This window comes from Borrelia maritima, assembly GCF_008931845.1.
GTDB classification, from domain to species: Bacteria; Spirochaetota; Spirochaetia; order Borreliales; family Borreliaceae; genus Borreliella; species Borreliella maritima.
Map to the genome: position 1 here is coordinate 298,351 of NZ_CP044535.1, position 14,409 is coordinate 312,759.

Sequence of the window (14,409 nt, forward strand, 5' to 3'; positions counted from 1 at the left end):
ATCAGACAAGCACATCTTCCTCGCCACCTCTTGAAATAACTATTTCTCCTTGTTCTTCTAATTTTCTAATAAGAGAAACAATTTTTTGCTGGGATTCTTCAACGTCTTTTCGCCTAGTAGGTCCCAAAAACTCCATATCCTCCTTAAGCATTGAAGCTGCTCTTTTTGACATGTTTTTGAAAATTTTTTCTTGAACAGGGATATCTACAGATTTTAAAGCTTTTGCTAACTCTTGACCATCTATTTCTCTTAAAACCCTTTGTATAGATCTGTCATCAAGTAAAACTATATCCTCAAATACAAACATTTTCTTCTTAATCTCTTCTGCAAGCTCTGGATCTTCTTCTTCAAGAGATTCAATAATAAACTTCTCTGTCTTTCTATCAGCCATATTGATTATCTCAACAACATTGTCAACTCCACCCGCTGATGTGTAATCTTCTGAAGAAAGAGAAGCTAGTTTTTTTTCAAGAACTCTCTCAACCTCTCTTACGACCTCAGGAGAAGTTCTATCCATTAATGCAATTCTTCTTGCAACATTGGTTTGCACTTCTGTGGGCAAACTAGAGAGAATAAAAGAAGCCTTTTGAGGATCAAGATATGAAAGTATTAAAGCAATTGTTTGAGGATGTTCTTGTTGAATAAAATTTAAAATATTTGCAGGATCTGCTCTTCTAACAAATTCAAAAGGCCTAGATTGCAAAGCAGATCCCAAATTATTAATAATGTCAACTGCTTTTTGAGTACCAAGAGATTTTTCAAGAAGCTCTCTTGCATAATCAATTCCACCCTTTTGAATAAATTCTTGAGCCATCATCAATTCTTTAAACTCTAAAAGAACATTATCTTTAAGTTCAGAAGTAATCGTCTCAAGTTTTGCTATCTCAAATGTCAAAGACTCTATCTCTTCTTGAGAAAGATACTTAAACACTTTAGAAGAGATTTCAGAACCTATTGAAACAAGTAAAATAGCAGCCTTTTGCTTTCCTGTTAAAGCAGAAACATCAAGAATCTCCTTTTCTTTTTTTTCTTCCATATCAATTATTACCTTCTACGCGTTTTTCAAAAGCCATGTTCTTATAAGCTTAGCAACATCTTCTGGTTTTTCTCTAGCTAAAAGCTCGGCATTGTTTTGAAGCTCGTCACCTTCTCTAATCCCACCAACAACATCATCAACACCAATATCGTCACCACCATCCATTAAGGCTTGTTGACGTCTTAAATGAGCTTGTTTTGCCAATTCCTCTTCTCTAAGACGTCTTCGTCTCTCAAGCTCTCTGGAAATAGCAAAAAATATTGTAAATACTAAAATTAATAATGAGAATATTATACTTGCAATAAATAAAAAATATTTAAACCTTTCACTTGCAAAATAATTTTCATCTATTTTCCTAAATTCATTCATACGATCAAAAGATATATTTCTAACCGTTATTGAATCACCTCTTTCTGGTTTATATTCAAAAGAACTTTGCAAAACATCTTCAATATTTTTTATTTCCTCTAATGCCATAGGCTTATATTCTCTTTTTCTCATTCCATTTTCTATTACGAAACTTCCCTTCTCATCATAAACAAAATTCCAAATGCCATCCACAAAAATACCAAGAGAAACACCTACAATCCTAGCAGGCTCCTTTTCACTTGTAGATTTTTTTTCATTTAAAGCAACATTTTTGATCTCTTGAGATTCATTATATTTACCAGTAATATCGCTTAAATCCTGATATTCAGGAGGAGTATTGCCTTCTTGCCCAGGAGGGCCCCATGGACTATATCCTTGTCCCTGATATTCTTTTTTTTGAGTCTGAGAAGATATAATAGTTGAATCGCTTACTTTCCTAGTGTTATAAGAAGCTTTTGGATCTTGAGATTGAAGCTCAATAGGAGCATACTCTTTGGACTCTGTAGTTTCTTTTGAAGTATCAAGCTTTACATTTACTCTTGCTATCATAAATCTATCAACGGACAAAACTTTACTTAATGCAGAGTCAATTTCTCCCCTAAGCATGGCTTCATACTTAAGCTTTAATTTACGTTCTTTTTCTGCTAAGTCTATTCTATCTATTCCATCTAAATTAGAAAAATCATTTAAAATAGTTCCACTATTATCAACAATAGCAATATTATCAGATTCAAGACCTTCAATGGCATACTGAATAAGCTTAACAAGCCCTTCAACTTTTTTTCTATTGGTAATAATATCAGAACCAGGTCTTGGAGTAATTCTAACAGATGCCTTAACAGGTTCCTGTGACTCTTTAAAAAGAGCCTTTTCGGGCATAACAAGATTCACGCTAACGGCATCAACATCATCTAAAGCTACAATATGCTGCTCAACCGCCCTTGTAATAGACCTTCTAAGATTAATGCTTCTTTCAAAATCAGTAATAGTCCATCTATCAATATCAAACAAAGCCCATGGATCCATGTGAACAGGCACAAGCTCTTCTCTAACAAGAATTGCTCTCATTTTTTTTGCAAACTTTTCATCGTCCAAATAAATTCTTCCGTCAGAATTCAAAAAATACTTAACATTTTCCCTATCAAGTCTTTGCGATATCCTATCTAAGAGATATTGATCTTTAATTTCAACTCCAAAAAGAGCAACGCTTTGACTTTTAGTAGAAAACCCTATCAAAAAAACAATCGCAAGAATCACACAAAAAATAATCAATCCTAAGGCTATTTTTTGAACCGTACTAGCTTTTTTTAAGATTCCTTTTGCTGAAACAAAAAAATTAGTAAAAAAATTGCTCAAAGTCTTATGGCTCCCTTAACGAACATTGATTATATCTTGATAAGCCTTCACGCCTCTCTCAACAACAGCCTTTAAAATGCTTAAATTCATATTTGCCCTAGCCATTACTATTGCAAGATCGTGAACATCAATACTACTAGGCTTGAAAATAGCCTTTTCTGTAACCCTAGAAACATTTAATTGACTATTGTTGACATCAGTAATCGTATTTATTAAAACATCTTTAAATGTTTCAACATCATTGTTTTTGGTACTGCTTTTAGAACTAAAAAGATTTACATCAAAATGCAAAGGATTTTTTTTAACCAAATTAATATTATTCTCTTTTAAAAAAGCATCTATCCTCACCAAAAATCACTCCTTTAGCCTTGAAGTATAGCTAATGCGCTTTTAAACATAGACTTACTACTATTAATAACAGTAGAATTTGCCTCATAAGCACGAGAAGCTGAAATCATGTCTACCATCTCTTCAACTAAATTGACATTAGGAAGCTCAACATAACCTTTTTTATCTCCAGAACTTATTGAATCAGGATGAGTTGGATCATATTTTAACTTTAATGGAGATTTATCTTTTTCAATACTAGCAACCCTAACTCCTTGCCCAATGCCATTGTCAAGATAATCTGGAATAAAAGGCCCTTTCCAATAAGGATTATTAACCCTTGGAGCAAAAACAATTCTTTGCCTTCTGTAAGGCCCACCGTCAGGGGTTCTAGAAGTAGAAACATTTGCAATGTTATTAGAAATAACATCAATTCTTAACCTTTGTGCTGTTAATCCTGTTGAAGCTACATTAATGCTTGAAAACAATCCCATGTTACATTCCTTAAGATATTAATTTATTTTAATACAATATTTATACTTTTAAAATAATGCGTCTGAACATTAGTCATGAGATGATACATCATTTGGTTTTGCACAAGTGACTTAATCTCAGAATCAATATCAACATTATTGCCATTATTATTCATAGTTGAAAAATGGTCAAGAACTCTATGAGGCTTGACATCTGAATACTTTAGATTTTTAAACCCAGACAAATGCTTATCACTAGACTTGATTAAGCTTAGATTATTTTTATCTTTATTTAAAAAAACCCTTTCAAGCTCTGACTCAAAAGTAATTTTACTTCTTTTAAAATTTGGAGTATCTACATTTGCTATATTGTCAGAAATAACGCTTTGTCTTAAACTCAGAACATCTAAATACCTATGTGAAAAATCTACAGATCTTTCAAAATCATTCAAATTAAAACCCCCTCTGTTTAAAATTACTTTTAACTAAATTATATAATAATTTAAATCTTTTTGTTCGTTAATTTGTATTTTTTTATTAACATAGTCCAAGTTTATTTCAAATTTTTTCAACTTACTACCGGGCACCTCAAAAAAAAGATCTGCAAGCACTCTTTCCATAACACCGTGAAGTCTTCTGGCACCAAGATTTTCATTCTCAAGATTCATATTAAAAGTAAGCTCTGCAATTCTGTCTATAGCCTCTTCGCTAAACTTTAAATCTAAATTATAAACCTTGAACATCGCAACATATTGCTTTATTAAAGAATTTTTTGTTTGTTTTAAAATTTTTTTTAAATCATCTATACTTAAGCTCTTAAGTTCAACCTTAATCGGAAATCTACCTTGAAGTTCGGGTATTAAATCAGAAGGTTTGGCCAAATTAAATGCTCCTGCTGCAATAAATAATATATGAGAAGTGTCAACTATTCCATATTTTGTATTAACTTTAGAACCTTCAATAATTGGTAAAATGTCTCTTTGAACACCCTCTCTAGATACGTCATTACCACTCCTATTCTTAGCAGCTATTTTATCGATCTCGTCAATAAAAATAATTCCCATATTTTCAACTTTAGATTTTGCAATATCTGAAATGTTTTCGTGATCGACCAATTTCTCAAGCTCTTCTGCTAAAATTATTTCCTTTGCCTTTTTAATCTTTAATTCTCTTTTCTTTTTTCTATCAAATATATTGCCCAACAAGCCACCAATTCCCATATCAATTTCTTCAAAATTACCACCCGTAAATATTTCTATTGTGGAAAATGGCATTTTACTAGAAATTTGTATTTCAATAATAGTATTGTCAAGCTCACCTGCTCTAAGCTTTTTTCTAAGCTTCTCTTTTACCTTTTCTTCAGCCTTTATCTCATTCGGATCTACATTCTCAAAATTGCCAGACCCTTTAAACAAACTCTCAACTATTCTCTCTTCTGTCTTGACTAAAGCATCTTCTCTTACAGTGCTATACATCTCTTCTTTTACCATATTAACTGCAATGCCCATTAAATCTCTAACCATAGATTCAACATCACGACCAACATAACCAACCTCAGTATATTTTGTAGCTTCAACTTTAATAAAAGGGGCTTTAATTAACTTGGAAAGTCTTCTTGCAATTTCAGTCTTTCCAATACCAGTTGATCCAATCATAATAATGTTTTTAGGCATCACCTCATCTTTTATTTCTTTTGGCAGCCTAGACCTTATATATCTATTAACAAGAGCAATCGATACTAATTTTTTAGCTTCATCTTGACCTATGATGTACTTATCAAGTTCTGCAACTACATCTTTGGGAACTATATAATGCTCTTCTAATTTATTCATTTTCAATCTCCTCAAGCACAATGTTAGAATTAGTATATATACACACTCTTGCTGCTATTTTTAAAGACCTAAGCGCAACCTCAAGAGCGCTTAATTTTTTGTTTTCCATGTAAGCAAGAGCCGCTGAATATGCATAATTGCCACCACTACCAATTGAAATAACATCCTCTTCAGGCTCAACAACATCACCAGTACCAGAAATTAGAAGAATATTATTAGAATCAGCAACAAGCATCATGGCCTCAAGCTTATGAAGTATTTTGTCAGAACGCCAATCTTTTGCAAGTTCAACAGCCGCTCTTTTAATATCAATCAACCCATCACCTTTTGCCTTGATTTTTTCTTCAAATTTTTCAAAAAGAGTAATTGCATCCGAAGTTGAACCTGCAAATCCTGCCAAAATTTTCCCATTAAGCAATTTTCGTATTTTAACAGCATTACTCTTTAAAACAGTATGTCCAAAAGTCACTTGTCCATCTGCTGCCACCACCGTCTTGCCATTTTTTTTTATTGCAATAACAGTGGTTCCTTTAAAGCTCATATTACCCCCTATTTATATAGCTCTTTTAAAAGTTCACCAATAAGAACATCAGATACATTCTTATAATCACAATACTCTTCAGGATTATCTTCAATATTATTGGAATCTATATATTTAATATTCAATAAATCATAAAGATCCTTAATAGTTTTTATCTCTTGCACGCCAAAATCATGCAATTTTACAGCCCCATCGCCACAAAAATCTAAATTATAAACATAAACGTCAAGCCCTAAGTCAAGACCAAGTTCAGCTATAATCAAAGCCCCCGACTTTAAGGACGCATAAGTTATAAAAATGGCATCCGACAAACCCGAAATCAATCTATTTCTTTTAGCAAAAAAATAATTTTGAATTTTATCAAATGGCAAAGTCTCAGTAATTATTCCACCACCTTGCTCTAAAAGCTTAAAAACATATTTTAGATTTTGCTTAGGATAAATATTGTCAATATCTGTTGGAATAACGGCAAATGTCCTACTATTCTCATTTATTGCCGCTATATGAGATTCAATATCGGCTCCAATTGCAAATCCAGAAACGATCTCTATACCATTTTTTGCAAGATGTGAAGAAAATTCCCTTGTCCTCTCAGCAATAGTTTTGCTAATTCTTCTAGAACCAACAACAACCCAAGATAATGAAGAAAAATTTGGTAAATTGCCTTTATAATAAATGGCAAAAGGAGGATCATAAATCCTTTTAAGCTTATTGGGATAAAATTTAGACCTCAAAATAGCAATTTTGGCCCTTGTTTTTCTAATAACTTTTTCTTGTAATTCTATTAATTTTAAATCGAGTAATTTAAATGATTTTCTAAATGACTTTGAAAGATAAGACTCAATCTCTTTTTGAGTTAATTTAATAATATCATTTAAATCAAAATTATTAAAAAGTTTTAATTTTTCTTTGCCTTTTAAAAATTTCAAATTATCAATATAAAGCAATTTCATCATAAATAATTACTTCAAATTACTCATGATCCTAGAAACACTTTCTTTTTGCTCTTCAGTTGAAGCCTTTTTACTAGCTTTGTCATAAAACAATATAGCATTACCAAGATCGCCTAATGAATAATAATTTGCACCTCTTAACATAAAAAACTCAAAATAGTCCTCACCCATATCATCAAGTTTATTTAAATAATTTTTAGCTTCAAGTTGTTTATCAAGATCATATACATACATATTAGAAATAGCAAAAAGAGATTCTTTAAAATCATCTCTAATTGAAAGTGATTTTAAAAAAGAATTTTCAGCAAGAATTATATATTTTTCAACTTCATCTTTTGTTCTTAAATTTTTAGCTAAATTATAAGAAGAAACACCTATGTAAAAATGAGATAAATAATTATTGGGATTAATTTCTAAATTCTTAACAAAATATTCAATAGCAGGTCCATATTGTCCAAGCTTAAAAAATTCAAGACCAATTAAATTAAAAAATCTGGCTTTCTTGTCAATAGAATTAACTATCTTTAAAATATTTTTATCTTCTCTTTCAATAAATTCCTTATAAACTTCAATCTTAGATTCAGATCCACCACTAGAAATTTCCAATTCTCTTAATCTAAGCCCAAGATTCAATTTTTCTTTAGATTCACTCCCACAAGATAAAAATGCAATAAGTAATATTAACCACAAAATTTTCATCTAATCATCGCTACTTTTTTTATTTAAATTTCTAAGAAATGTTGGAACATCAATGTCATCATCAAAATAATTAACATTTTTGGACTTTGTCGCAAAAGAAGAATCTTGATTTTCATAAGATCCAGACGGAATATTTTGATTGCCTGACATTAAAGTATCAAACTCTTTAGAACTTAAAGTATTATTCTCTGGTGTATTTGATATTTCTTTATGCCTTTTAGATGCAAAACCTGTAGCAACAACTGTAACGTAAATCTCATCTTCAAGATTTGAATTAATCGCATGACCATATATTACAGTAGCCTCATCGTCAACACTAACAGTAATTATTCCCATAATCTCTTCAAGCTCAAGCAATGAGAAATCATCTCCACCAGTAACATTAACGAGAAGACCCTTAGAACCTTCAATACGAACTTCTTCAAGCAGTGGATTGCTAATAGCAGAAGTTGCAGCATCAACAGCTCTATTTTCACCCTTGCCATATCCAATTCCCATTAAAGCATCGCCTTGCCCTTGCATAATGCTTTTAACATCAGCAAAATCAATATTAACCTCCCCATGCTCAATAATGAGCCCTGCAATGCCTTGAACACCCATTCTCAGAACATCATCTGCACGCTTGAAAGCATCTTTAATGGTAGTTCTTTTGTCAACAACAGTTAAGAGTTTTTGGTTCGGAATAATAATCAGCGTATCTACAGATTTTCTTAAATTATTTATTCCCTGCTCAGCAAGTCTTAGCTTCTTAGGACCTTCAAACTTAAAAGGCTTCGTTACAACTCCAACTGTTAAAATCCCAAGCTCTTTTGCTACTTGCGCAATAACTGGAGCTGCTCCAGTTCCTGTACCACCTCCCATACCAGCAGTAATAAACACCATATCAGCACCAGAAAGATGGTTACGTATAACATCTATATCTTCTTCTGCTGCAGCTTGCCCAATCTCAGGTTTTCCTCCAGCACCAAGGCCTGCTGTAACTTTTGCTCCAAGGGCAATTTTTATGGGAGCAATAGAGGTTTGAAGAGCCTGAAGATCAGTATTAGCTACAATAAATTCAACATCTCTTACTCCGTATTCAATCATACGATTAACAGCATTACTACCTCCCCCCCCCGCACCAATCACCTTGAGAATTGTAGGATTTGTGGTAGAATCGAATCTTCTTGTTTGGCTATCAATCATATTATAATCTTTCATTAACGCTTCCTCCACGATTGGTCAAAACCATTCTTTCAAAAACCAACCTTTCAACTTTGAAGATATTTTATTTTTTCTTTTAACTTTGCTACTTACCTTCTTTAATTTATTGAATTTTTGTTGCTCATGCTTATAAAGAACAAGACCAAGAGCTGAAGAAAACTTGGGATCTATATGCTCTTCTCCAACACCATTAATACTCATTGGCAAACCTATTCTTGCAGGATAATTAAATACTTCTTCTATTAAATTAGAAATACCGGGGAATAAAGCTCCTCCACCTGTTAAAACTATACCACCATTAATTTTATTATAAAGTCCCCGCTTAAGTATTTCTGCTCTCATCATCTCAAAAATTTCTCTAAGTCTTGAATTAATTATTACAGATAATTCTTTTCTACTTTTTTCTTGAGGAGGCCGAGTTCCAAGATTTGGAATAATTACAGTTTCCATTTGACTCTCAAGAATAGAAGGATGAGCAATACCGGCTGTTATTTTAATGTTTTCAGCAACATCTTCAGGAACTTTCCAAACTTGCGCAATATCAAGAGTCACTCTATTAACACCAATAGGAATCACACCTGTATAATAAGGAGCGCCGTCAATATAAAGAATAATATCTGTTGTACCTTTTCCCATATCAATAAACAAAACACCCATCTCCCGCTCTTCTTTAGAAAGAGTTGCATAAGATGAAGCCAAGCTTCCAAGAACAACCTCGTCAACTGCAAAACCAGCTCGATTTACACATCTGACTAAATTCTGGCTAGAAGAACTAGAGCCTGTAATAATGTGCACCTCTCCTTCAAGACGAATACCCATCATGTCTATTGGGTTTTTTATATGGGGTATTCCATCTACAATAAATTCTTGAGGAATAACATGAAGAATTTCTCTATCCATTGGAATAACAATTGCCTTTGCTGCTTCGATTACTCTGTCAACATCTTCTTCGTTAATCTCTCTTGTTCTTGAATTTATTGCAACAACGCCTCGTGAATTAGTTCCCTCAACACTGCTGCCAGACATAGAAACTGAAAGTGATGTAATGTCACATCCTGAGATAAGCTCTGCAGCCTCAATAGAATTAGATATTGAATCAAGAGCGGCTTCAATATTTATTAAAACTCCCTTCCTAACACCTCTTGATATACTAGTGCCTATTCCAACTATTTCTAATTGATCATTTAAATTTACCTCAGCAACAACAGTACAAATTTTTGAAGTTCCAACATCCAAACCTACTATCAAATTTCTAGACACTAGCCTTCTCCTAACAAAATGATATCACCACTTCTTAAATCTATAATACCGGGCTTTCCTTTAAGCAGATCAACTGCAAGAAACGCTTTATGCATTGCATCTATTAAATCCATATCAACTGTTACCAATATTTTATTATATATACTTTTAATATACAAAATTACATTATAATCGTAGAAATTCAATTTTAAAAAATTCACCTCTGATACTAAATTATACAAATATTTTTGATTTATTTTAAGATAATCAAGGCCTCTTACAATATTAAGCATTCTATCTTCTAAAAAATCTCCAACATTGTTATAGTTTAAAACTAATCCGCTAATTATAGGTAAATCATAAATTAAATATTTACTTTTTTCTAAAATTACACCATCTGATGCGATGTAATAATAAGTAATATTACCATTTGCGTTTTCTAAAGCAACAGCAACCGGTATTCTTTTTTCTACTTTAATATTGATCTTATTTGGAAACTTAAGATCAACTTTAGCATTTTTTATCCTTAAATCTCTTCTAAGATTCTCCTCATACATTTTAACATTAGTATTATGATAATATGTATTAGGCTTGATTCCTGAAATCTTGATTATATCTTCTTTAGAAAGAGAAATATCATTATTAATACTAATATACCTAATTAAAAAATAAGGAGACACAAAAATAATAATTATTATCTCAAAAAAAATTAAAGAGATTGAAAAATATATATACTTAACTAAAAATTTTCTCTCAAAAATCATAAAACAACCTAATCTACACTATTAGAAAAATTTAATCAATTATCACTTAAGTTTTTTGAAACATTTGAAATAAGACCAGAAAGTACCATAGTAACAATAATAGAAGATCCTCCAGATGAAAAAAACGGCAAATTTATCCCAGTGGGAGGCAAAAGACCTATTGCAATTAAAATATTCATTATACCTTGAAGAAAAATTGCAAGACTTGAAATAAATGCAATAAAAAATTTAAACCTGCTATTAGCATGAATAGCTATAAAATAGCCAAAATAAAAAAACAAGAAAAATAAACTTATAGCAAACAAAACACCTAAAAACCCCAATTCTTCTCCAAGAACTGAAAAAATAAAATCGGAATTAGCCTCTGGAAGTTTTCCAAGTTTTATCTCCCCCATTCCCAAACCTTTGCCCCAAATTCCTCCACTTTTTAAAGCATTAAGAGATGCAATTATTTGGTAACCTTTCCCAGAAGGATCCTCGTAAGGATTAAGAAAGGCAAAAATTCTAGAAACCCTGTAAGGTTCAAGCATTAAAAATATAGCGGAAACTGGCAAAAAAGCAATCACAATAGCAAAAACATAGCTAAATGCCATGTTAGAAACAAACAAAACAATAAAAAAAAGAATAGCAAAATAAATAGCTGTTGAATAATCGTTTTGCAAAATTATTAACACCCAAAAAATTGCAAAAATCAACATTGGCTTTAACCAGTATGAAATACCGTTGTTTTTTCTTGGATCAAACTTACTCAAATAAGCTGAAAGATAAATAGTAAAAGATATTTTAAAAATCTCAGAAGGTTGAATACTAATGCCTTGAAAGAATATCCATCTCTTTGCTCCAGAAATACTTGGAGATAAAAAGGTTGCCATAATTAAAAAAAGAGTTATAACTAACACAGGGAATATTGATCTTTTTAAAAAGTCTAAAGAGATTCTCTCAAAAACAAGAAAAGCTATAAAGCTTAAAAAAAGGTAATTAAGCCTTGTAAAAAATAAAAAATTTGGATTACCTGTTAGCTCTAAGCTTAAGAAAAAGGAAGAAGTGTAAAAAACCACAAGACCATAAGCTACTAATAGCAGTAAAACAAGCAAATAACACATCCTAAGGGAATTAATATCTACAAACATAATAAATTATCTGATTTTTATAGTACTTAAAGCAATTATAGCAAATATTAGTCCTATTATCCAAAATCTAATAACAACTTGCATCTCAGACCACCCAAGTTCTTCAAAATGATGATGAAGTGGAGCCATTTTAAATACTCTTTTTTTAGTCTTTTTATAAACCACTACTTGAATAATCACAGACATAGTTTCAATAATAAAAACACCTGCAAGAATTGAAAAAAGTATTTCACTTTTTAAAATCAACGCTGCCATTCCAAGAATGGCTCCCAGAGCCAAACTACCTGTATCTCCCATCATAATTTTAGCAGGATAGGCATTAAACCATAAAAATCCAAAACTACCTCCAAGTAAAGCCCCAAGAAATATTACAAGCTCTTCAGAGCCTTTAACATTTGGAATATGCAAATAAGCTGCAAAATCAGCCCTGCTTGTAAGGTAAGCTATTATTATTAAAGCTCCTGTTATAACTATACTTAATCCAATCGCGAGCCCATCAAGTCCATCCGTTAAATTAAAAGCATTAGAAGAAGAGATTAAAATAAAGATGCCAAAAGGAATGTAAAATATACCCAAATCTACTTGAAAAGACTTAATAAAAGGAAAATAGATTATACTAACATGCTCACCCCCAAAATAATATAGAATGCCAACAGAAATAAAAGAAAATATTATTTGTCCATAAATCTTAAATCGAGCTTTAAGTCCATCTGAAGTTTTCTTTTTTATTTTCAAAAAATCATCTATAAATCCCAAAAAAGCAAATCCAAGCATAACAAAAAACATAATCAAAAAATAAACATTTAAAACATTACTCCAAAATACTAAAGAGATAAAAACACAAAAAAAAATAAGAATGCCTCCCATGGTAGGAATTCCTGTTTTTTCATTTAAATGTCTTTTAGGACCATCTTCTCTTAAAATCTGATCGGCTCTTAATTTTTTTAGCCTTAAAATAATATGCGGGCCTACAATCAAAGAAAGCAAAAATGCAAAAATTGTAGCATACGCCATTCTAAAGGTAATGTATTTAAGTAAACGTAAACCTAAAAGGTAAAACATAAGAACCTCATTATTATCTAAATATAATTTAAAATTCTCTCCAACCTGTTTAACCTTGAACCCTTAATAACAATAAAAACTGAAGGTTCCAAGCTTTTTAAAAAAAAATCAATAAATTTATCAAACTCACTAAAGTAATATAAACATCTTTCAACTAAATTCTCAGAATCTCTAACATCTAAAAATTCTTCACCAATTAGAAAAATTTTATCAAAATTCATTAAAACAGCCTCTTGAATTAAATCTTTATGAGTTTTATATGCAAATTCTCCAAGCTCTTTAAAAGATCCAAGAACTATAAATTTTTTGTTTTGGATATTAAGGTCCAAAATCATATTTTTCAAGGCCATAAAAGAACCCATATTGCCATTATAAGAATCATTTAAAATTAAATATCCATTTTTTGTCAAAATTTCTGCCCTGCCCTTTTGAAAAGCAGTTTCAATAAGGCCTTCTCTAATTTCTTTTTCTCTTATTCCCAAAAATAAAGCTAAATTAATACATCCTATTGCATTAAAAATATTATGCCGGCCTAGCAATAAAATAGAGTACTCAAACCCTTTGTAAACAAAGTCATAAGAAAATTTTCCTTCCACAAAAGAAAATGATTTAATATTAAGATTTTCAAAATCAAAATAAACAATTTTAACATTTGGATTTGCTATTTTTGCTCTTTTTTCAAGATAACCATAATAATCATTCATTTCATTTACAACAAAGATTTCAATGTTTTTCCCAATTATTTTGCTCTTTTCAAAAGCAATAGCTTGTAATTCTTTAAACGATTGCATATGTGCATAGCTTATATTTGTAATAATAACAATTTCTGGTTTTAAAATTTGGGACAAAAGATCCATTTCCCCAACATAACTAACTCCAACCTCAAAAACAGCATACTCTTCATTGCCCTCTACCCTTAAAATGCTAAGGGGAAGCCCAATGTCAGAATTTAAATTACCCCAAGTTTTGTAAGTTTTATACTTCTTTGAAAGAATACTATAAAGCATCTCTTTGGTTGTGGTTTTACCATTGCTACCTGTAATAGCAATTCTTTTAAAACTTGTTTTTTCAATTAAACACGCTGCTAAAGTTTGAAGAAGCCTTATTACATTGTTTGTAAGTAAAAAAACTAGCTCTTCATTATCATTTAAATATTCAATACACTCAGATTCATGATCTCTTGAACATACAAAACATTTCACACCCAAATCAATTAAATATTTAACAAAAGAAAATCCATCTACTTTATTTCCCTTATATGCAAAATAAAGAGCGACATCAATATTATTATTCTTTATTTCTCGACTGTCTAAGGAGTAAAACGATACTACTTTTTCAATATTTTTTATATTTCCCACAAACTTCACATCTTTAGAAGAGATTAAAATATCCTTAATCTTTATACGCACTCAAACCTCATTCTAA

15 protein-coding genes are annotated in these 14,409 nt (G+C 31.1%); all 15 read right to left on the reverse strand.

The window, feature by feature from the left end:
• Position 1 precedes the first annotated feature (1 nt).
• Genes fliG through DB723_RS01500 form a run of 15 tightly spaced genes read right to left on the reverse strand, consistent with a single transcriptional unit; the run spans position 2 to position 14,393 of the window.
• A complete protein-coding gene (gene fliG, locus DB723_RS01430) occupies positions 2-1,036 on the reverse strand; it encodes a flagellar motor switch protein FliG (RefSeq protein WP_002556889.1) in 1,035 nt (344 codons plus the stop codon).
• Positions 1,037-1,051: 15 nt separating this feature from the next.
• Positions 1,052-2,761 (reverse strand): flagellar basal-body MS-ring/collar protein FliF, encoded by a 1,710-nt coding sequence (gene fliF / locus DB723_RS01435; RefSeq protein ID WP_151551618.1) that lies wholly within the window; start codon positions 2,759-2,761, stop codon positions 1,052-1,054.
• Positions 2,762-2,776: 15 nt separating this feature from the next.
• On the reverse strand, positions 2,777-3,112 hold the full coding sequence (fliE, locus tag DB723_RS01440; RefSeq protein ID WP_151551620.1) for a flagellar hook-basal body complex protein FliE: 336 nt from the start codon (positions 3,110-3,112) through the stop codon (positions 2,777-2,779).
• An 11-nt stretch (positions 3,113-3,123) separates the two neighbouring features.
• Positions 3,124-3,582 carry a flagellar basal body rod protein FlgC gene (gene flgC / locus DB723_RS01445; RefSeq protein ID WP_151551622.1) on the reverse strand — a complete coding sequence of 153 codons (459 nt, stop codon included), beginning with the start codon at positions 3,580-3,582 and terminating at the stop codon, positions 3,124-3,126.
• Between the two features lie 23 nt (positions 3,583-3,605).
• Positions 3,606-4,013 (reverse strand): flagellar basal body rod protein FlgB, encoded by a 408-nt coding sequence (flgB, locus tag DB723_RS01450; RefSeq protein ID WP_151551624.1) that lies wholly within the window; start codon positions 4,011-4,013, stop codon positions 3,606-3,608.
• Between the two features lie 33 nt (positions 4,014-4,046).
• The gene (hslU, locus tag DB723_RS01455) at positions 4,047-5,393 is read right to left on the reverse strand and encodes an HslU--HslV peptidase ATPase subunit (protein WP_151551626.1); all 1,347 of its coding nucleotides are present in this window, start codon (positions 5,391-5,393) and stop codon (positions 4,047-4,049) included.
• Positions 5,386-5,934 carry an ATP-dependent protease subunit HslV gene (hslV, locus tag DB723_RS01460; protein WP_151551628.1) on the reverse strand — a complete coding sequence of 183 codons (549 nt, stop codon included), beginning with the start codon at positions 5,932-5,934 and terminating at the stop codon, positions 5,386-5,388. Before hslV ends, hslU begins: the two co-directional genes overlap by 8 nt.
• Before the next feature lie 8 nt (positions 5,935-5,942).
• Positions 5,943-6,887, reverse strand: coding sequence for a DNA-processing protein DprA (gene dprA / locus DB723_RS01465; RefSeq protein ID WP_151551630.1), 945 nt, complete (start codon positions 6,885-6,887; stop codon positions 5,943-5,945).
• Positions 6,888-6,896: 9 nt separating this feature from the next.
• Complete coding sequence (locus DB723_RS01470; protein WP_151551632.1) at positions 6,897-7,586, reverse strand: tetratricopeptide repeat protein; 690 nt, start codon at positions 7,584-7,586, stop codon at positions 6,897-6,899.
• Complete coding sequence (gene ftsZ / locus DB723_RS01475) at positions 7,587-8,786, reverse strand: cell division protein FtsZ (protein ID WP_151551634.1); 1,200 nt, start codon at positions 8,784-8,786, stop codon at positions 7,587-7,589.
• A 21-nt stretch (positions 8,787-8,807) separates the two neighbouring features.
• Positions 8,808-10,049: a cell division protein FtsA gene (gene ftsA, locus DB723_RS01480; RefSeq protein WP_151551636.1), complete on the reverse strand. Its 1,242-nt coding sequence runs from the start codon at positions 10,047-10,049 to the stop codon at positions 8,808-8,810.
• Positions 10,049-10,792: a cell division protein FtsQ/DivIB gene (locus DB723_RS01485; protein WP_151551637.1), complete on the reverse strand. Its 744-nt coding sequence runs from the start codon at positions 10,790-10,792 to the stop codon at positions 10,049-10,051. The genes ftsA and DB723_RS01485 overlap by 1 nt, the downstream gene beginning before the upstream one ends.
• 35 nt (positions 10,793-10,827) lie before the next feature.
• The gene (ftsW, locus tag DB723_RS01490; protein ID WP_151551639.1) at positions 10,828-11,886 is read right to left on the reverse strand and encodes a putative lipid II flippase FtsW; all 1,059 of its coding nucleotides are present in this window, start codon (positions 11,884-11,886) and stop codon (positions 10,828-10,830) included.
• Positions 11,887-11,928: 42 nt separating this feature from the next.
• Positions 11,929-12,984: a phospho-N-acetylmuramoyl-pentapeptide-transferase gene (mraY, locus tag DB723_RS01495; RefSeq protein ID WP_151551641.1), complete on the reverse strand. Its 1,056-nt coding sequence runs from the start codon at positions 12,982-12,984 to the stop codon at positions 11,929-11,931.
• Between the two features lie 17 nt (positions 12,985-13,001).
• Positions 13,002-14,393 (reverse strand): UDP-N-acetylmuramoyl-tripeptide--D-alanyl-D-alanine ligase, encoded by a 1,392-nt coding sequence (locus tag DB723_RS01500; protein WP_151551643.1) that lies wholly within the window; start codon positions 14,391-14,393, stop codon positions 13,002-13,004.
• Between the last annotated feature and the right edge of the window lie 16 nt (positions 14,394-14,409).

Coding starts and splice junctions, on each gene's coding strand:
- fliG (WP_002556889.1), bottom strand. CDS start 1,036: ATGGAAGAAAAAAAAGAAAAGGAGATTCTTGATGTTTCTGCTTTAACA.
- flgC (WP_151551622.1), bottom strand. CDS start 3,582: ATGGGATTGTTTTCAAGCATTAATGTAGCTTCAACAGGATTAACAGCA.
- hslU (WP_151551626.1), bottom strand. CDS start 5,393: ATGAATAAATTAGAAGAGCATTATATAGTTCCCAAAGATGTAGTTGCA.
- hslV (WP_151551628.1), bottom strand. CDS start 5,934: ATGAGCTTTAAAGGAACCACTGTTATTGCAATAAAAAAAAATGGCAAG.
- dprA (WP_151551630.1), bottom strand. CDS start 6,887: ATGAAATTGCTTTATATTGATAATTTGAAATTTTTAAAAGGCAAAGAA.
- DB723_RS01470 (WP_151551632.1), bottom strand. CDS start 7,586: ATGAAAATTTTGTGGTTAATATTACTTATTGCATTTTTATCTTGTGGG.
- ftsZ (WP_151551634.1), bottom strand. CDS start 8,786: ATGAAAGATTATAATATGATTGATAGCCAAACAAGAAGATTCGATTCT.
- DB723_RS01485 (WP_151551637.1), bottom strand. CDS start 10,792: ATGATTTTTGAGAGAAAATTTTTAGTTAAGTATATATATTTTTCAATC.
- mraY (WP_151551641.1), bottom strand. CDS start 12,984: ATGTTTTACCTTTTAGGTTTACGTTTACTTAAATACATTACCTTTAGA.